Annotated in this window: 12 protein-coding genes; 3 read left to right on the top strand and 9 right to left on the bottom strand. The window is 42.2% G+C overall.

Features of this window, described 5'->3' with window-relative positions; genetic code table 11:
• Positions 1-153: 153 nt before the first annotated feature.
• The gene (locus tag UYC_RS0132500; protein ID WP_016876561.1) at positions 154-423 is read left to right on the top strand and encodes a GlsB/YeaQ/YmgE family stress response membrane protein; all 270 of its coding nucleotides are present in this window, start codon (positions 154-156) and stop codon (positions 421-423) included.
• A 66-nt stretch (positions 424-489) separates the two neighbouring features.
• Here UYC_RS0132500 and UYC_RS0132505 read toward each other — a convergent pair whose 3' ends face one another.
• Both UYC_RS0132505 and UYC_RS0132510 read right to left on the bottom strand, forming a co-directional pair.
• Complete coding sequence (locus UYC_RS0132505) at positions 490-5,721, bottom strand: translocation/assembly module TamB domain-containing protein (protein ID WP_016876562.1); 5,232 nt, start codon at positions 5,719-5,721, stop codon at positions 490-492.
• A 133-nt stretch (positions 5,722-5,854) separates the two neighbouring features.
• Positions 5,855-6,379, bottom strand: coding sequence for a L,D-transpeptidase (locus tag UYC_RS0132510; RefSeq protein WP_016876563.1), 525 nt, complete (start codon positions 6,377-6,379; stop codon positions 5,855-5,857).
• A gap of 364 nt (positions 6,380-6,743) precedes the next feature.
• On the opposite strand from UYC_RS0132510, the gene UYC_RS0132515 reads away from it, so the two are divergent.
• Positions 6,744-7,163: a hypothetical protein gene (locus UYC_RS0132515; RefSeq protein ID WP_016876564.1), complete on the top strand. Its 420-nt coding sequence runs from the start codon at positions 6,744-6,746 to the stop codon at positions 7,161-7,163.
• A gap of 240 nt (positions 7,164-7,403) precedes the next feature.
• On the opposite strand, the gene UYC_RS0132520 is transcribed toward UYC_RS0132515, so the two are convergent.
• From UYC_RS0132520 to UYC_RS0132545, 6 genes are all read right to left on the bottom strand, one after another.
• Entirely contained in the window at positions 7,404-8,768 is a 1,365-nt protein-coding gene (locus tag UYC_RS0132520) for a deoxyguanosinetriphosphate triphosphohydrolase (RefSeq protein WP_016876565.1), read from the bottom strand.
• A 171-nt stretch (positions 8,769-8,939) separates the two neighbouring features.
• A complete protein-coding gene (locus UYC_RS0132525) occupies positions 8,940-10,529 on the bottom strand; it encodes a hypothetical protein (protein ID WP_016876566.1) in 1,590 nt (529 codons plus the stop codon).
• 211 nt (positions 10,530-10,740) lie between these two features.
• Positions 10,741-12,789, bottom strand: a complete 2,049-nt coding sequence (locus tag UYC_RS0132530) for an AMP-binding protein (RefSeq protein WP_016876567.1) — start codon at positions 12,787-12,789, stop codon at positions 10,741-10,743.
• A gap of 54 nt (positions 12,790-12,843) precedes the next feature.
• Positions 12,844-13,887, bottom strand: coding sequence for a 3-oxoacyl-[acyl-carrier-protein] synthase III C-terminal domain-containing protein (locus tag UYC_RS0132535; RefSeq protein ID WP_016876568.1), 1,044 nt, complete (start codon positions 13,885-13,887; stop codon positions 12,844-12,846).
• 455 nt (positions 13,888-14,342) lie between these two features.
• Positions 14,343-15,476: an aldo/keto reductase gene (locus UYC_RS0132540; RefSeq protein ID WP_016876569.1), complete on the bottom strand. Its 1,134-nt coding sequence runs from the start codon at positions 15,474-15,476 to the stop codon at positions 14,343-14,345.
• A 72-nt stretch (positions 15,477-15,548) separates the two neighbouring features.
• Positions 15,549-16,046 carry a bifunctional nuclease family protein gene (locus UYC_RS0132545; protein ID WP_016876570.1) on the bottom strand — a complete coding sequence of 166 codons (498 nt, stop codon included), beginning with the start codon at positions 16,044-16,046 and terminating at the stop codon, positions 15,549-15,551.
• 340 nt (positions 16,047-16,386) lie between these two features.
• Between UYC_RS0132545 and UYC_RS0132550 the strand changes: the two genes are divergently transcribed.
• Positions 16,387-17,067: a riboflavin synthase gene (locus UYC_RS0132550; RefSeq protein ID WP_026087595.1), complete on the top strand. Its 681-nt coding sequence runs from the start codon at positions 16,387-16,389 to the stop codon at positions 17,065-17,067.
• A 105-nt stretch (positions 17,068-17,172) separates the two neighbouring features.
• Here the strand turns inward: UYC_RS0132550 and UYC_RS0132555 are convergent, their stop codons facing one another.
• Positions 17,173-18,783, bottom strand: coding sequence for a peptidoglycan DD-metalloendopeptidase family protein (locus UYC_RS0132555; protein WP_016876572.1), 1,611 nt, complete (start codon positions 18,781-18,783; stop codon positions 17,173-17,175).
• Positions 18,784-18,856: the final 73 nt, after the last annotated feature.

Genomic DNA, 18,856 nt, shown 5'->3' on the forward strand with positions numbered 1-18,856 from the left:
TCGCTTAACTCTACTTTATCAAGAACAAGAGGATCTGTTTTCCTCTACAGCGGTTGGAGTTCGCGAACATCTAGGGTCTATCGATATCAGTTTTAGCTCTTAGAAAACAATATCTCACAATTATCTTATTCACACACGTTAAGGAGTTGAACCATGAACATTCTTGCTTGGATTGTGTTAGGTTTATTGGCAGGTGCTATTGCTAAAGCTATTTATCCTGGTTCTCAGGGAGGCGGCATTCTTAGTACCCTCGTTTTAGGAATTATTGGTGCCTTTATTGGTGGAACTTTGGTTACTTTACTACAAACGGGAACTTTCGCAATTACCTCTGCAAGCTTAAGCATTCCTGGTTTAGTTGTGGCAGTATTAGGTTCAATCATCGCGATTTTCTTGTACTACCAATTTGCTCGTAGAGCTTATTAATTGAATGTAAAATTCGCTTTGTTAAATCCCTGACTTCTTAAAGAAGTCGGGGATCTGTGTTTTTAATTAAAATCGTGTTTCATACTCAATTACCGCTCTACTCTCATCTGCTAAATTGGTAAAACCTCGTAGAATAAATTGGTCGTTGAGACGATAAATTATGCCGTAACGGAAGGATTCGTTAGCAGCGAAAACTCGCGATATGGAAGCCGAAAGATCGTCAGTTATACCAACCACCGCCTCTGCTGCTAAACCAAGCACTGAAACATTTGATGCCGGATTAGTTACAACAGTAGGAAATATGCGCAAATCTCTCAAACCGATCGCTTCCCCAAGTTGACTAACAGTTCCTTGCAACCCCGGAAAGAAAGTAGAACCAGCTATGGTAGCAATTCCTAAACCAGTATCAGATTGTCCGAGGACATTTAAAAATGAACCTCCGATTAAAGCAATTATTTCTGCTTCGGTACGAGCAGGTTGACTAGTTAATTCCAGATTATCAGCTAAATCGCTAGCAGGCCCTTGTACTCTGGCTTCTACACGAACAGTATTTAAAGTTCCGAAATTGATGGCAGAAATATCTTGAATTTCGCTAGAACCGGCTGTGGCTGGTAATCGACTGCCACGAACTTCAGGTACAAAAGTTACTAGTCGAACATCTAAAATTGGGTCAAAGCCAAGCTTAGGAGTAAATGTTGCGGTTTGTTCGTAACCGCGAGCTAAGGCGAATTGAGTGACAAATAAATTCACTTGCCCACGTCGAAGACTAATTGTTCCTTGAGGGCGAGGTTCAGCTAATGTGCCGTTGAGGGTAATATCACCCTCTGCCACAAAATTGAAAAGTGGCTCGGCGGTAACGCGAACATCATCTTCTAAGAACACCCGTAAATCTGCAAATTGTATAGGTGGAGTAGCAGGAGTTTCGTTAGCTGGAGTTGGAGAAGGTGTTGTATTTGTTGTGATTTGAGTAGGTGTTGCACCTGGTGTAGTTGGAGCAGCACTTAAACCAGCAATTCTTTCCCTTAAGGATATCTCACCATTACTTAAGCGAACATCTCCACCAATTTGCGGATCTCTTGCTGTTCCGGTAATGACAATATTGCCACTAACTCCACCTTCATACAATCCTGGCAGATTTAGCCGCAGATTTTCTGATGTAATCGTGAGAGGATTTGTTGCTGCTTGTTGTTGGGCATTTTGAGTGGCAAAAATCGGCAAAATTCCCTTAGCAGTTAATTGTCCCCGGCTGTAATCGCCTTGAAGTTGCTCGACGATGAAGCGATCGCCCACAAACCGTATTGTTCCAGTTACATTTGTCAGTGGTTCAGGCAGATTTTGTACGTTCAAAGTCGCATTTTTAATTGTCGTAATACCACTAACAACTGGTTGATCTAATGTGCCTTCAATTTCTACATCTACTTGTCCCTGACCTTTAACCCAACTAAATTGATTAGTAAAGGCGTTAACTACTGCTAAACCTTCATCTTGCACGTTAGCTTGAATGCTAATTTGGTTACTATCGGGTTCAACAGCAGCGAAAGGTAACTCGAACGGTACGCTACCTGTAATTTGCACTGGTTGTGTACCTGTACCTGCAATTTGTACAGTACTGCCAAAATTCAAGCGAGCATCGTTGTAATTGAAGCTAACTTGCGCTGTGTCTACAGATTGTTTATTCACAGTACCGTTCACCAGCCCTATTTCCCCAATTGCTCTAGGATTCTCCAAATTGCCTCCTAGAGTGACAAGGGTGTTGAGTGTCCCCGTAATATCTACAGGTAAATCAGGTAAAAAAGGCTCTATAAGTTCTACTGGTAAAGCTTCTGCTCGCGCTTGTCCAGAAAGTTGCTCTTGACTAAGTTGTCCGCTAAAAGCTAGGAGCGAGCCATTCAAATTTGCTCGCAGGGGTAGTAACGTCAAAACTCCATCTGCAAAATTACCTTGAGCAATAACTTGATTGATATTGTATTTACCCCATTCCCAATCCGAACCTGTGAGATTAAAGCCGATATTCAACCCTTGCTGTAAAGTGCCAGTTACTGCTACGTTACCACTAATTGTCCCAGTTAACTCTGCCAGCGTTGGGATTCTAGCCTCTTGTTGCTGCTCCTGGCGCTGTTGGGCAACAATTTCTTGGATTTTGTCAAAAAAGCGCAATTGTGCGAGTAAAGGCGCATTTGGTAGACTTACAGGCTGAGTTTGTAGTGCCTCTGCCCCAGCTAAATCTGGAGCTTGCAAGCCGGTGGCTACGTCTTGAAAACCAAAGATACTTACTGCTTGCAATACTTGCTCTATTCTGGCTTGGTTGAAGCTCAGTTGAAATTGTAGCGGGCGATCGCCAAGAGTTGGCAACTCACCACTAAGGGAGTAAAGTCCTTCACCTTGGCGGATCTGACCTTGTTGTAAAGTAAAAGTACCATCAGCAAAACCAATTCGCCCTCGAAATTCATCGGCGCTGATTCTGCCGATTCTGGGTTGAGCGATCGCTATATCTCCGACAAAGGTATTGTTGGTTAAATTAACAACTAAATCCCCAGATATATTTCCGGCAACAGGTCTTAAAGTTGCATTACGGGGAACAAAATTTTCTAGCACCGCTACAGGAAAATCGCGGACGTTAACAAAAAGATTTTCTCCTTCGGTTCTGCCAGTTGCAACAGCGCGATCGCGTTGAATTAAAAATGAAAGTGGGCGATTATTAGGGTCAAGAGTAAGGGCAATTTGGTCTTGTTTGCCAGTTAGCTGAAGTCGTGTTCCTTGTTCTGGCTGAAAATTTACTTGCCCTGTAAGCAGCGGATCGAACGCCACTCCATTGACTGCAAAATTCCTTAACCGAATATCTCCAGAAGCGATCGGAGTCGCAGGAGTACCAGTGAGTTGTCCGGTAAAATCTATTAGACCTGCAAGTGCTACATCTCCAGGTAGGTTAAGGGGAAGATTTTGCAAGTTATAGTTTTGCGCTTGGACATCCAAGTTGAATCCCGTAACTTGAGGCGTTTCCTCCACTTGAACTGCTACAGTACCCGCAGCCCTCAACCCTGGTGCAGTCGCCTGTAAAATTTGCAACTGCTCCCCATTCCATTGAAATTGGGCGCTCAAAGGTTGTTGCAGTTGGGCTAAACCTTGGGAAAAACGTACTTGCCCTGCGGCTTGAATGTTGGAGAGTTGGAAAGATTCAGTAGTTCCACTCGCGCTGACTTCACCATTGAGCCGTCCCCGCAATTGTGGCGATAAAGTATCAAGTTGAACTTGGGAAATATTAGCTAAAGCTTGCCAACGTCCGTCATCTAAGCGAATATTTCTCAGATTTACCGTGCCATCTGCTAAACGCAAGTTTGCCTGCCCTGCGGCTTGAATATCTGAAAGTTGAAAGGATTCAGTGGTTCCCAGCAGATTCAAGTTAGAGCTAAGGATTTGTCCTGGTGGTAAATTTTGTGCCACTTGACTCAGTGGAACTTGGGAAGCATTGACAACAGCTTGCCAGCGACCGTTATTGAGGCGAATATTATTGAGGTTAACATTGCCTTGTGCCAATTTTACATTTGCCTGCCCTGAGGCTTGAATGGCTGAAGGTTGGAAAGATTTTGTCGTTCCAGATAAAGCAAATTCACCGTTTAAAACACCTTGGTACTGGGGTGGTACTTGGGGAAGACGACTCAACTGAATGTTATTTACGTCTACAAAAGCTTGCCATTTTTCTTGGGCAAGGCTACCTCTAGCTTGGATTGTACCCCCTGCCACTTTAAAAACACCATCTTGGAACCTGACAACTCCCGTGTTTTCGATTAAAATTCCCACTTGACCAGAGTAGGTAGCACCTGGTGCTTGCAATTGTACTGCTGTTTGGAAATTACCAGGAATGCCGGAAACTTGGGCGTTTGCGGAAATATTGCCAATTGTGAATGTAGGAGCAGCTTCATAGATTTTAGCGATCGCATCTCCAGGTAAATTCTGTGCCTGCAAGTTGAAAGCAATCTTGTTTTGAGTGCCTAACCCAACTCTACCGTTACCAGTTATTTTTCCTCCGACTGTTGGCGTTGCTTGAATGTTGGAAAGAACAAGTTCAGAAGGAGTCAGGCGTAAACGACTGCTGATATTACTAAATGTCAAGCGGTCAATTTGAGCAGATTGAACAGTACTAATAGTTCCTGCCAAAATCGGTTTTTGCAGTTGTCCTTGCAATTGCAAATTTGCTTGTACTGTTCCAGCTGTTGGAACTGGTAAGTTAACATTTAATGTGTCTAAAAGGTTTTTAACGCTAGCTGCTTTCACCTGAGCTGTAAGGTTGTAACCAGTTTCGGTATTTAACTTGCCACTGGCTTGCAGCGGAATACTGCCATAACTTGTATTTAAGTTTTCTACCGCAACTGTTTGACCCTGAAATTCTAGTTTTCCTGTAGTATTATTAAATGCTCTAGGGACATTAGCAATTTGTGCAGTTACTTGATTTAAACCGACAGTTCCAAACAGAGCAATCTCTGGTTGAGTGGGTTGAAATTGGACTGTTAAATTACTATCTAAACGACCACCTTGTAAGTCAAGTGGCAACTCTATCAATCGAGTAACATCAGAGGCTAGCAGATTAGAGGAATTAATTTTGAGATTAGTTTGATTTGCTTTTAAGTTTGTCTCTCCAGCAATTCGTAAATTTCCTCCTCTCCTGGGTTGACCGTTGAGTGTAAAATTAATCCGCTGATTTTGATCTAGAAAATTAGCTACACCATTTACCTGAGTTAACCCCACAAAAGCCTTAGGTCTTTTTGGCTCAGAATAGGGGAACAACAATACATCAGCGTTCTCTACCCGGATGGATTCCAAATCAGTTCTGATCAAACCGACTCCCTCTTCGGGTGGAGTTTTAATTTCCGTTGTTACCCAGCGCCCTTCTCGATCCTGTGCAATATAAACATTGGGTTGAACTAAGGTAACATTTAGCTTTAAAGTTCGGTTTAGTAGTAGTTGCCACGGATCAAACTGCACTTCGACAGCCCTAGCTCTGAGATTATCTGGATCTGTGGCTGTAGCAGGTACTGATGATGAGCCAAAACGTAAGCCATTAAAGGAAATATCTTGGACTTCTCCTACCTGTACAGGTCGCCCAAGTATTTGCTGGATGTTCTTTTCTACTAGCGGTGCTAGCCTTTCGTTAATAAAGATCCAAGCCCACAACGCGCCTCCCACAGCACCAGCAAACAAAATCACACCTACAGCTAGACTGGTGCGGCTGAAGAGGAGGAGTCGTAAACGTCTGTTGAAACTCGATGGAGGTTGATTATCCCGATTTGGAGAGCGTGTCATCTCTCATGTCTCTAAAGGAACAGTTCTAGATAATGCCAAGCCGTATATCGCTCGACCTACATTTTGACAGATTTAGAACACATCTATCAAAAGCAGGGTAAGAAGACAAGGCACATAAAACTAATTTATTTGATTATTTGATGACGTTTACAGATGTTCCTAAAGTCACCAGTTGAAATAATTCTTTAATATCTCTGTTGTACATTCGCAAACAACCGTGGGAGATTGCTTTACCTACTGTTTCGGGATTAGGAGTACCATGGAATCCAACCCAATTTCGTCCATCAGTCCAAAAACCAATCCAATAATTTCCTAGAGGATTTTCTGGTGTTCCTCCTTTAATTTCTTTGCCTGTTATCGGGTGAATCCACGTAGGGTTTTGTAATAATTGTTGTACTTTAAATCTTCCTGTAGGGGTTTCCCAGTTACGGCGTCCAATTGCAACTGGGTAACTTTTAATTAAATTTTTACCACGGTAGACAAATACTCGTCGCCGACTCAGATTAACTTCTAATCGAGTTGTTTGGGACTGGGTTTCATAAGTGTCTGGCAATAGAAATATTTGCTCATCCGCCCAAGCAGATTGAGGAACAACCAAGTTGATTGATACACCGAGTATCAAAACTAAATAGATGAGATTATTCGTTTTGTTCTGCATTTTTCTATTAAAAATCTACTGAATATGCGGTAAACTTTGTCATTCTCTGATTTTCGTTGATTAATGGAGATTTACTGGATAATGTTTTCTTAAAAAATAGCTATTGTCATTTTCTTCTTAATCAAACTTTAGATAGATAAATAGCATTATTACTATTTCTACACTTGAACGAAACCTTCAATTTTAAATTTTTCTGTCCATCGTTTTTTGGTCAGAAACCTTTGTCAATTCAAGATTTGAGCTACTACAAAAATGTGCAAGTAATATATATGAAATTATTTTGTTACTTTTTGCAAAAGCTCTTAGATTGAATACACAAAAGATAAAGCAATTACTCAAATTTTACATAAAGGAGGTTTCATTCATGAGTACAAAAAATACCAAGAATTTATTCACAAACATTGCTACTGTGATTGGTGTTGCTGGTGTTAGTGCTTTGTTTACTATTCCAGCCAAAGCCGAAATCAATCTAAATCCTGCCAACGTTGCTCAAGCAACTCCCGGTGTAACTCAACCTGGAACAACTCCCGGTGTAACTCAACCTGGAACAACTCCTGGTGTAACTCAGCCTGGAACAACTCCTGGTGTAACTCAGCCTGGAACAACTCCTGGGGTAACTCAGCCTGGAACAGTAGATGATACAACTACCATTGACGAAAACGAAACTGCTCCTGGTGCTCAACCCGTGCAAGATACAACTACACCAACACCAGGACAAGATACAACTACACCAGGAGCCGTTCAAGAGGATGATAATGGTAATGGTGTAAGGGCTTTGTGGTAATTGGCTAAATAATATGGCATTTGTCAGGTAGCTTAGGACATCAACTGATGATAAAAGCCGGAAATTAAGAGAGTTTCAAGCCTATTCCCCCAATCCTGTTCCCTGCGACAAGAATCCCCCTGTCCTTTCTGTATTGAGAAAGCAGGGGGATTAATTTTAGCACGGCTGGATCATCGTCAATCAAGAGCGGGTACTTAGACTAACTGATATGGAAGTTTTTTAAGGGAAAAAAATAAATTTTTATCTCAAAGAAATGCCGCTAATTTGTTGGAATACACTAGTGGCATAAGAATCAGTCATGCCAGATATATAGTCTGTTATTCTCAAAATTTTGTCATATATATCATCGTTATCATTGGGGTGATACCCTTGGGGAAGCATACAAAGAATTAATCTGCCTTTGTTACTGTCATATAAAACTGCATTAACAAATTCAGCGAATAGTTTCCCTAAAACTTCATATCCAGCAATTTTTATACCCACAATATCAGGATGTTGAAAAACAGAAATGCGACTCACTTCGGCAATTTTTTTCAGATGTTGAGCGTAAATGCTTTGTGTTAGTAATCCTTGGTCGTATTCTCCTTTAAGCAAACTGTCTTCATTATCTAAAAAAGTCTTGATAGTTTCTTCAATCAGATTGTTTATAGCTTTAGCACGTAGGCGTTTTACTTTTTCTGCTTTACTTTCTGAAGAATTTTCTAAATCATTAATTTGGGCAATTTCATTTAGTAAATCTTTAGCTTCATCAAATGGAATATAGCCCATGCGATAGCCATCTTCTATATCAATAATGGAGTAGCATATATCATCCGCGGCTTCAACAAGAAATGCCAGTGGATGCCTACACCACCAGGCTGCATTATGATGACGACGGATTAATCCTACTGTTTCTGCTACTTCAGTAAATAATTCTTTTTCTGCTTGGAAAAAACCATATTTTTCTACACTTCTACCTACATAACCATTAAGTATATGCTTTGGAATAAAAGATTCTTGAGGGTACTTGGTAAAAGCAGCTAATGTTGGACAGGTGAGTTGCATTCCTCCTTTTCTTTGCGGCATTTCTAGTTTTGTAATAATCCGAAAGCCTTGAGCATTACCTTCAAATAAATCAAAATCAGCTTTTTGAGCTTTGCTTAATATTTCCTTTTTAGAATGAAAAATTGTGCTGTACCAAGATTCAAATCCTGTACGAATAGCGTCTTCTCCAGAATGACCAAAAGGAGGATTACCAATATCATGAGCTAGACAGGCAGCAGAGACAATATCACCAAAGTCTGAAGCACTAAATCCATACTCATTGAGTTGATATTTTCGTACAATTTGCTCTCCAACCATCCTGCCTAGAGATCTACCAACACAAGAAACTTCAAGACTGTGAATCAGACGAGTACGAATGTAATCGTTGGTAGGTAAAGAGAAGACTTGGGTTTTATCTTTGAGACGACGAAAAGGAGAAGAAAACACCAGGCGATCGTAGTCTCTATGAAAGGGGGTACGGCCAAATTGCAGGTTTTCTGGTTGCTCTTTGCCGAGTCTTTTAGGTGTCAGAAGTGTCTTCCAATCCATCATAGTTGGATTGTTTGAGAGTGGAGTAGACATAGCTCCCTAGCTCCAAGGATTTAATAATGCTCAATCGTAATTTTAAGCACTTATAATTTAACTAAACTCGCGGAATTCCCCATCCGCCATGAGTGCGATACTCCAAAGGAGTCGCTACCTGCGGAAGCCGCTCCGCGTCTACGCGATTCTTGTATGTGCTATGCGATCGCCTCAAGTATTACGTCGTGCTTCTTGCCAATCAACATAGAAAAACAGAATCGCTAGCAAAATATAACCAACTGCCCAAGCTGTTCCAGTTCCCCAGCCTAAATTTACAACCGTATCTGCAACAGTCCAGCGATAACTGTGCATTAATCCAACCCAGGAAATTAGAGCAGCAAAAACAGACCAATAGGCAGCATGGCGAAATTTTCGCTCAATAATGTAGACTGTAATACCAGCTAAAATCATAGCTGAAAAAATAAATCCCTGTTCGAGAGCAAAAGCTCCATCAATATAGGTATCGCTCAACTTAAACTGCTCAATTAAAGCTGGTGTTAAAGGTTTTTCTGGTGTACCCAAACCTGCTGCCCGCAGTGCATTTTTGGCAATTAAAGCACCCCAACCAGCAATTCCTGGTAATAAACCGATAACGACAGCAGGTGCATGATGCGGTGGAGTCGCTGTAAAACTTTGAGCTACAATCACAATCCCGATCCACAATACAATTGCCATCCCTGCTTCAATCGGAACAAAGTAAGCCAACATTGCTACAGTTCCAGTTAGGCAGAACAAGCCCATAATGATGCCATTAAGAATAGAGTAGCCGATTCTTGCCCCTAAAGCTTTCCAGCCAGGGTGACCAATATAAATCGTGGTTGGAAAACAAGAACCACAAATAGCAGCTACCAACGTGCCAATACCATTTGCCGCTAAAGAAGGAGTAGCAGGATAAGTATCGCCCGCAGCTTCCGCACTTTCTAAATTCTGGAGACTGCCAACAAGGTTAAACAACCCCATTGGTAAAATAATGCTGAAATACTCGATTAATACTGAACGACTACTCCACAATTTCCCCAGCCACAATCCTGGTAGATAAAATCCAATCGGTTGTAAGGCGGTGGCAAACTTGGCGTTATCCCAACTCAACAAACCTGTTCCCCAAGCCAAGGCAATTCCCAACAGAACAGCCAACAACCCACCAGGAATGCTAAATCGCACTCGCCCAAAATAAGTTAGCAAAATTACACCCAGAGGGACTAAACCTACTACGGGATTGGCAAAGGTACGGAATAAAAAGCCAATGGCAATAAAAGTAATGGCAATACCGCCCAAAGTAGAAAGCAGTGCCGCACGGGGGGCAAGGCGACGGAGTGGATCGCCAACCCAAGCTCCAGCCAATTCAATCAAACCGGAACCAAAGCAAGCCACCAATCCTGCCTGCCAAGCTAATTCAGCAGCTTGTTCATTTGACGCACCACCAGAAATTGCTGCCAATCTTACGGGCAGCATCACCAGAAAAATATAGGCAAAAAGGCTAACGGTGTTAATACCATAGGGCAGGGCAGTAATATCTTCTCGCTGCTCGCGCTTTCCTTGCTCTTTTGCTAGCCAAGCGTAATAAAAGTTGCCAACTATTAAACTTAAAGCAATTCCTGGTAATATGCGCCCGTAGACTAACGAAACAGGAAAGCCAAGCACTCCTTGACACAAACTGACAATTAATAAAATTTGAATTAAATTATCGAGCGCTAGCCCAAAGAAACCGTCAATATCTCTGCGAACGAACCAACGGGGGAATTTGGTTGTAGCAATTTCCATTGTTTTACTTTGACATTTACTTGCGGTAATCTTGCCGCTTTCAGAATAGCAACAATGGTAGTACAGAGTAAAAGTTTTCGGCGTTGCTGATTCAAATTATGATTTTGTCTCACGCGGAGCCGCATTAGACGCCCGGAGGGCGGCTTCCCGGAGGGTAGGCGCAGAGAGTAGGAGTTTTAAATGCCTAGCTAAGTTGTCTATCCGCTGTTCCCTATCTATTGAGCATTTGAGTAATTTCATGAGCCAGTGCTTCTATAGAAGGAGAATCAAATAGGCGATCGGGAGGAATGGAAATGCCTAACCAGTTCTCTAAATCAGTGGCGATGTTAATAAATTGGATGGAACTCAAACCATAGTAGGAAAAAGGCTGACGGGGATTAATTGCTGCGGGTGAGATGCCAAGTTGTTTTGCCAAGCGTGAAACAATCCCGATTTTGATGTCTATGGCTAGCCAGGAAAGTTCCTTAGTCTCAGTTGTTTTACTAAATGACTCCTTTGATGTTGGTTGTTCTCTAAAGTTGTCGAGCCAACGATACACTTCTAGCAATTCACCTGCTACAAAGCAAGCACGACAGCCTTGGCGCTTAATCTTGCCACTAGAGGTTTTGGGAAGGCTCCCTGTCTTGAGCAGCACTACTCCATAAACTCGCAATTGGTGTTGTTGAGATACTGCCTGGCGAATGGCAGCTACAATTTCATCACCATTCAGGTTGGAAAAAAACTGACGTTTGACTTCTTGTGCAACTACCAGTTGTTCTTCACCATCGATCGCTATTGAAAATGCTGCCCCACAACCAAGTCGTAAAGCTGGATGACTTTGTTCTACGGTAAGTTCAATATCCTGAGGATAATAGTTACGTCCCCGGATAATAATCAAATCTTTGATCCGCCCTGTCACAAATAACTCACCATTTAACAAGAAGCCTAAATCACCTGTCCGCAAAAATGGCCCCTCATTTGTGTCAGTTAAATAGCCTCGAAAAGTTTGCTCGGTTTGCTCTGGTTGATTCCAATATCCTTTGGCAACACTTTTACTAGATACCCAGATTTCTCCCACTTGTCCATTTGCACAGGAGGTTAAAGATTCTGGATTAGCGATCGCGATTTTTTCATCTAACCAGGCACGACCACATCCGACAAGAGTTTGTGTCTCTAAACCAGCTTTTGCTATTGCTTGATTTTGTTCTAGAGCTGCTTTGTCAAATGACTCAATAATAGGGGGAGCAGTTTTTATCCCTCCAGAAACAAATAAAGTTGTTTCAGCCATCCCATAGCAAGGATAGAAAGCACTCTTACGAAAACCACACTCTGCAAAAGTGGTGGCAAATTTTTCTAGTGTCTGTGCTCGTATCGGTTCAGCACCATTGAAAGCTATTTCCCAACTACTTAAATCGAGACTATTACGTTCTTCGGGGGTAATTTGATGGATACACAATTCATAGGCAAAATTTGGCCCCCCACTAATAGTCGCCCGATAGCGAGAAATTGCTAAAAGCCAGCGCACCGGCTTTTGGATAAAGGCTTCCGGGGACATCAAAATACAGTTTCTTCCTATATATAATGGTTGCAAAATATTACCAATTAGCCCCATGTCATGGAATAAAGGCAACCAACCGACAAAAATAGTTTTTTCGCCATGCTCACAGGCAGTCTGAATCATCTGCTCATTGTGCAGCAAATTCCCATGAGTCACCATGACTCCCTTAGGCATTCCTGTAGAACCAGAAGTGTACTGAAGAAAAGCTAAAGTGTCTTGATTCAAATCTGGTTTTTGCCAGTCGAAAGTCATGTGACTAGCAATATTATCTGTAGATACACACTTGAGTTTTGCCAGTTCTGAGTCTTGAGAAAACCAGTTTTCGATATTGCTTACTAAGGAGGTGGTTGTCAGTGCTAGCTTTGCCTGTGCATCAGCGACAATTCCTTGTAGCCTTGACATTTTTTGATTCCGTCTGGGTGGATAGACGGGAACAGCGATCGCTCCCGCATATAAGCAGCCCAAAAACGCAGCAATAAACTCTAATCCAGATGGATATAGCAGTAAAACTCTCTCGCCTGTTGCCTTTAAACCCTGAAGTTGAGCAGCGATAGCCTTAGCTTTTCGATTTAACTCATAGTAATTGAGACTGAGTTCTTCTGTTTCTCCGTCTTTCAAAAAGGTGTAGGCTGTTTTGGTAGGCTGCTGAATTGCCCAATATTCAAGGAGATCAACCAAGGTAGAAACTTTAGGAATTCGCTGTATATCAAAATCGGCAATCATCCAACTTTACTCCTTGACTTTTAAGTTACTAAAACTTAGAGATTGGTTGGCTACCTAAAAGGTGAACGAATAGGCACAAAAAGACATCCCGGCACTTCCAACCCAACCAACTAAGCGATCGCCTCGTTGTATCTGTCCTTGTTTAAATGCCAAAGCAATCCCTGTCGGAACAGAAGCAGAAACAACATTCCCACAATAAGGATAGATATAATACAGAAGATGCGGTATCCCAAAATACTCTCCCCCTTTTTCCCATTCCAGCTTTGAGGAGGCATGGGGAAAAATAGCTCGGATTTCTTTTAAAGGAACCTTGAGTTTCTCAAAGACTGAGACTAATTCAGGAGCGCCGCGATCATGTAGCTCAAAGCCGAAGGATGTAAAGCGATCGGCACCATTACGACCAGTATATTCACAGGGATGGCAGTAACCTTCGTAGCCATCCAAAGGGGCAGTACATAGGTGTGCCAAGTCAGGGCGAGAAGAAAAGTGAAACTCCCATTCTCGTTCTGGATCGGCTGAAACGATTGTAGCTGTGGCTGCTTCTCCTAAGGTATATCCTGGAAAAGACCAAGTAATTTGCTCGTATTGATTTAGACTAAACAGATCGGGATAAACTCCCTTTCTCCCGCAGAGGTTGAATTCTGCATTGACAATCATTATGCGCCTGTAGATACCTGTTTTTAATAAGGTGTAGCTAAGAGACAAAGCTCGTGTCCAACTCATACAGGCATCAAGCACATCAAAACACTGAACTCTGTCCATCCCTAAGGCATTGGCAACAAAGTAAGCTCCTCCTGGTTCTAGAAATCCTCGGCTAATGCCAGTGTAAATTAGTAAGTCAATGTCCTGCTTTTTACATTCTGCTTCTTCTAAAGCTTCATTTACAGCTTGGGAAAGCAGGCTAATTGGAGTTTCGCCTTTGTCTAGCCAGTATCGCTCTTTTGCTCCAGAATATTTCAGAGAAAATCGAATATCTTGAAGAACTTTATTTAAATCCCCACTATAAGTTGCCTCGCTATGCTGCTGAATCAGTGTGACAATATCCTCGTTGTTCAGCTTTCGAGAAGGAAGAACAACTTTGACGGATTCTAGCTTCATAAGAATCTATCCTGAATATTTTGTAAAAATCTGTGATTTGAACTTTTTTGGCAATAAAAGCCTTGCTTTTTCTAAACTGATAGCTTTTTGTTACAGGCTCAGTTTTGAGATGTTGGTAATATCAAATTACGTCTAATTTTTTCTGCTTCTTTGGCAAAGACTTGTTACCTGGCGAGCACTCTTGCTCTAATTCTCGTTACCAGGTTGAACCTAGACGAGGGTTTGAAGGCTTCAGCTCCAGGCTTTTGCATAGATTTGCAAGATATTAATTTACAAAAAGTAGAAAAATAATTACGACAGAATCTATTAAATTGAGAATTTCACAAAATTACAGCTTAGTAAAGTTGCATACAACTTTCATGCAACTAAAAACTTTTTCTCTCAAGTTTGGAATGTTTTTAAACGCAAAGGGACGCAGAGTTTGGAGTGTTAAATATTTAATTGCATTTTTCTCTTTAACTACCCCACAATCGCCTACCACTTCGCCCTTTTAATCTTTCATGGGCATCTTTTAGTAAGGCGGGAATAGCTAAATTTTCCGGGCACTTAGGTAAGCAGTCGCCGCATTCTGTACAACGGTTCGCTTTCATGCCTGGGAACCAGTGACCAGCGTTTTCAAACATCCCGTAACGATATTGTCCGTAGTCGGTCATATCATAAGCGATTGCCAAATTCCGCAGTCGCAGTACTTCTGGAATATTAATATTTTCCGGGCAGGGTAAGCATTTATAACACTGACTGCATTTATCAGTAGCTAAAATTTTATTTTTGTAATGTTCTAGTCTTTCTAAAGCAGTAATTTCCTCAGGTGTTAGCTCCCCATCGCGATCGCTCACGGCTAAAGGTTCAGTCAATTCTTCTGGCGTTGCTGGCCCAACACTTAGAGTCGTAATATGGGGGTTACTCAATAAAAATCGATAATTTAATTCTAGGGGCGAGAAGGGATAACACAATTCAACTAGGGCTTGGGAGGGTGTATATAAGCGCCCGCCTTTATCGGCAGGAGAGATGATAAACACCCCCATATCCTTTGCAGCGGCTAGTTGAATTGCTGGTAAATTACGCTGGAAAAAATAGTAATAATGCAGATTGACAAATTCAAATAAATCTGTATTGATTGCTGCTAAAATTAAGTCTAGGGAACCGTGGGTGGAAAAGCCAACGTGTCGTACACGACCTTCAGCAATAGCTTCTTTAACTGCTTGCATACAGCCGCCTTTAGCTTTTACCCAATCGAGATGTTCCCAAGTGTTTAAGCCATGAATCCCCAAGCAATCGAGATAATCGAGGTGCAATTTTTCTAGGGATTCATTGATGCACCGACGCATTGTGTCAGCATCTGCTGTGGGTGGGATTTTAGTAGTTATGTGAAGCTGCGAACGAGGTACTGGTAATCCCAAAGCGATCGCCGCTCCTAAATACTCCTCACTTTTACCGTAACCCTTAGCAGTTTCTATATGATTAATCCCTAGCGCTATGGCTTTTTGGATTGTTTGCCATACGTTCTCTGGTGCTGCCAAATAGCGCATTGTTCCCAAGGAAAACACTGAAAGACGCAGTTCTGTTTTCCCAAAGCGTCGGTATCGCATCTTCAATTAGTCCTTATGTCATCAGTCATTTGTCCTTTGTCATGTACCAATGACTAATGACCAATAACTTTTCTATGATTCACCATTGCCAAAGCGTTTGATTAAATCTTCAGGACGGAGATTGGAGATAAATTCACGGAAAGCTTGTTGCTCTGCTTCATCTGCATCTCTATCTACGGGAATAGAAGCATCAGCAATTACTTCTTCCATCACCCAAATGGGCGTATTTGTACGGAGAGCAACAGCGATCGCATCGCTAGGACGGGCATCAATTTCTTTTTTGATTTCCCCTTGTTTAAGAATTAAAACTGCATAAAATGTATCCTTTTGTAGGGAATGAATAATAACGCGCTCTAGAGTCATATTCCACGCCTCTAAAATATTCACGAGCAAGTCGTGAGTTAAGGGTCTTGGAGGCTTTTGATTCTCCAATGCGCTCATGATTGCCCTAGCCTGTTCTTGACCTATATAAATAGGCAAAGCACGGCGATCTGAAGCATCTTTCAAAAGTACAATTGGGCTGCGAGTTATGGCATCTAATGCTATACCAGCGACTTTCATTTCAATCATTGGTTAAGCCTCTACAATCCTTTGAGCGCTAGAGGGTATCTGTAACAAATCATACCCTTGATTTGGTAAGATTGGGACAATAACAAACATAGTTCTTTATTCTCTATAATTGCTTCTATTAAACTCCCAAATGGTTGCGAATACCAGAGTAAGTTAAATTAGTTTGGTTCCACAATAATCTACTGATCCAAGTATGCCTTGTAATTACTGTAAATGTGTTGAAATCGTTATACGAAATTGAGTCAGAAAATATACTTTAAAAATAAGGATACTTGGGAGAATTACCAGTTGATTTTAGTCGAAATTACGCAATAAATAGAATTAAATTGACTAAAAAGCCGTGTTTACAGGAATAATTCAAGCATTAGGAACTATAAGTCCCCTGGGAGGGGATTCTTGGCAAATCACCTGTATGAGCCAGTCATCTGAATTAGTTATGCGGGATCTGGCTTATGGTGACAGCGTAGCAGTAGATGGCGTTTGCTTAACTGTAGAAGAAGTTCTAAAGAGCGGTTTTATTGCCACTGCTTCACCAGAAACCTTACGCCGTACTACCTTAGGAATAGAACAAGCAGAACCAAAATATGTGAATTTAGAAACTTCCCTACGAGTAGGTAGCAAAATCGGCGGTCATTTTGTGATGGGACACGTAGACGGAATCGGGCGCATGATTGCCGCAGAACAGACGGCAACGTCTTGGGAAATGACTTTTAGTGCTCCTGATGCGATCGCTCGTTATCTTGTTCCTAAAGGCAGTATAGCCATTAATGGCATCAGCCTCACAGTCGCCGATTACGAGCCAGAAATTTCCCAGTTTAAAGTAGCGGTTATTCCTCTTACCTATGCCGAGACTAATCTTCGCTATCTAGTTCCAGGCAGTTCGGTAAATTTAGAAGGGGATATTCTAGGCAAATATGTAGAAAGATTCCTTGTCATGGGCAAGGGAGAGCAAAACAACTCAAAAGACACCAATCACGAGCAAATAACGCCCATTTTTCTAGCAGAGCATGGGTATCTGTGAAAGGGAATAGGGGACAGGGAACAGGGAACGGGGAATAGGGTTGGGGGAATTTCTCCCTCTGCACCTGGTGTTCTTTCCTAGCCCCTAGCCCCTAGCCCCTAGCCCCTATTCTTTAGGAACCTGTGCTGTTTGCAAAGTATTTACAAGTTGATTGAGAGCAAACTGTAATTGTATGCCTGGATCGACTGCTACCCATCCTTGGGGTGTGAGTTGACGCACTTCAAAATGTAGGTGGGGGCCTGTAGAATTTCCTGTACTACCTACCCTTCCAATTACAGTTCCCTGTTCTACCCTTTGTCCGGGTTGAACAAAGATTTCTGACATATGACCGTAGAGTGTTTGTTGAGCGTTATTGTGGCTCATGACAACGGTTAAGCCATAACCACCCTGCCAGCCAGCAGCTTCTACTTGACCGGAGTATGCCGCTAAAATGGGTGTTCCCATCGCTGCGCCTATGTCCATACCAGCATGGAAACGGCGATCGCCACTAATGGGATGAGTTCGCCAACCAAATAATGACGTAATTGGTGCAGGAACACTAAGGGGGAATATTAATCCTGTGGGATTATAAGCGATGCCACGACCGTAAATACCAGTAAAGGCAATACGTGGCAGTGTCGTTGCCAAGGGGATGTTATAAGCTACCATGCTGGGGCGTGGTGCAATATTCTCAGCTGTAAGTGGTGCTGGCAAAGCACCCCCACTCGGTGCAATGGGAACAGAACTAACTGTCGTGGTAGGAGTAAAATCGCTAGGATTGGGAATAAAGCGATTCGATTGATAAACATTCTTGCCAGCATTAGCAGGAACTGTTTGGTTAGAACGCCATCCAGTATTAGTAACCAGCTTAGAAATTACCCGTGGAGCACGCAATCCTCTGTTGTTGGCATCAGTAGCAACAACCCGCTGTACTGCAGGAACCGCTGCTATGCGAGTGTTTTGGCTTTTGTTTAACCAGGCGGGCGTGGCTTTTTTGGCATTGGCAACAGAAGTACCTGGTGCTTTGGCGCAATTAAGACTAGAAATTCCTCTTGCTAAGACGGCTTGACAACCACTTGCACGTTCTATAACTACTACGCTACTAGGTGCGTCGTATTTAGAAGTAGTATTTCGATTGTAATCAGTGGGGTCGATGTAAGCGTTATTGTAATCCTTAGGTTTCCCTGTCGCCCAACTGGCGATGTTTGGAGAGTTATTTGAGGGTTGGCTAACTGTTGGCAGTTGTTTGGGTATAGAACGAGGTGCAACAGGAGCAGCAAACTCTACTTTGGGCTTTTGCTCTCGGACAACTGGAGTAGTCTTGAGTGTTGGAATTGTTACTTTTGTTGCAGGTTGGGAAACTGTTACTCCAGTTTTGAATGTTCTCACACCAACTCTAGACTCTGTTTTGACTGTTGCGGTTGGCTGAGAAATCTCTGTTTTCTTCAGTTTTTGTTTAAGTCTGGTTCGGCGTTGGGAAAATTCTGGCTGTGGTTTAGCTGATTCTGAAGCTATGAATGTTTGTTCAACTGTATCTTGATTGACGATATTTCCCGCTGCTGGTTGAGAATTTTCAACTGTAGGCACAATATTGTCAATAGCTGAGTCGGTTTGAGCAAATGCCAAACCACTACTGACAAGGCTGAAGCTCCCAACCAAACAGAGACTCTGGGCTGGCAGGGTGCGCTGCCATAAGTGGTGCAAGCGATTGGGGGCAGAGTTATGACGCTGCTTCATGGGTTCTCTGATGTTGTGTGTAGTTAGCCTAAAAAGATCATCTCAGTATTTTCTTAGCCCAAATTTAAAATTT

Source organism: Chlorogloeopsis fritschii PCC 6912 (assembly GCF_000317285.1).
Classification (GTDB): domain Bacteria; phylum Cyanobacteriota; class Cyanobacteriia; order Cyanobacteriales; family Nostocaceae; genus Chlorogloeopsis; species Chlorogloeopsis fritschii.

Excerpts from the sequence above, each read along its gene's own strand:
- UYC_RS0132520 (WP_016876565.1), bottom strand. The coding sequence starts at position 8,768 with ATGTCTACTCCACTCTCAAACAATCCAACTATGATGGATTGGAAGACA.
- UYC_RS0132535 (WP_016876568.1), bottom strand. The coding sequence starts at position 13,887 with ATGAAGCTAGAATCCGTCAAAGTTGTTCTTCCTTCTCGAAAGCTGAAC.
- UYC_RS0132515 (WP_016876564.1), top strand. The coding sequence starts at position 6,744 with ATGAGTACAAAAAATACCAAGAATTTATTCACAAACATTGCTACTGTG.
- UYC_RS0132525 (WP_016876566.1), bottom strand. The coding sequence starts at position 10,529 with ATGGAAATTGCTACAACCAAATTCCCCCGTTGGTTCGTTCGCAGAGAT.
- UYC_RS0132545 (WP_016876570.1), bottom strand. The coding sequence starts at position 16,046 with ATGATTGAAATGAAAGTCGCTGGTATAGCATTAGATGCCATAACTCGC.
- UYC_RS0132510 (WP_016876563.1), bottom strand. The coding sequence starts at position 6,379 with ATGCAGAACAAAACGAATAATCTCATCTATTTAGTTTTGATACTCGGT.
- UYC_RS0132530 (WP_016876567.1), bottom strand. The coding sequence starts at position 12,789 with ATGATTGCCGATTTTGATATACAGCGAATTCCTAAAGTTTCTACCTTG.
- UYC_RS0132500 (WP_016876561.1), top strand. The coding sequence starts at position 154 with ATGAACATTCTTGCTTGGATTGTGTTAGGTTTATTGGCAGGTGCTATT.
- UYC_RS0132555 (WP_016876572.1), bottom strand. The coding sequence starts at position 18,783 with ATGAAGCAGCGTCATAACTCTGCCCCCAATCGCTTGCACCACTTATGG.
- UYC_RS0132540 (WP_016876569.1), bottom strand. The coding sequence starts at position 15,476 with ATGCGATACCGACGCTTTGGGAAAACAGAACTGCGTCTTTCAGTGTTT.
- UYC_RS0132505 (WP_016876562.1), bottom strand. The coding sequence starts at position 5,721 with ATGACACGCTCTCCAAATCGGGATAATCAACCTCCATCGAGTTTCAAC.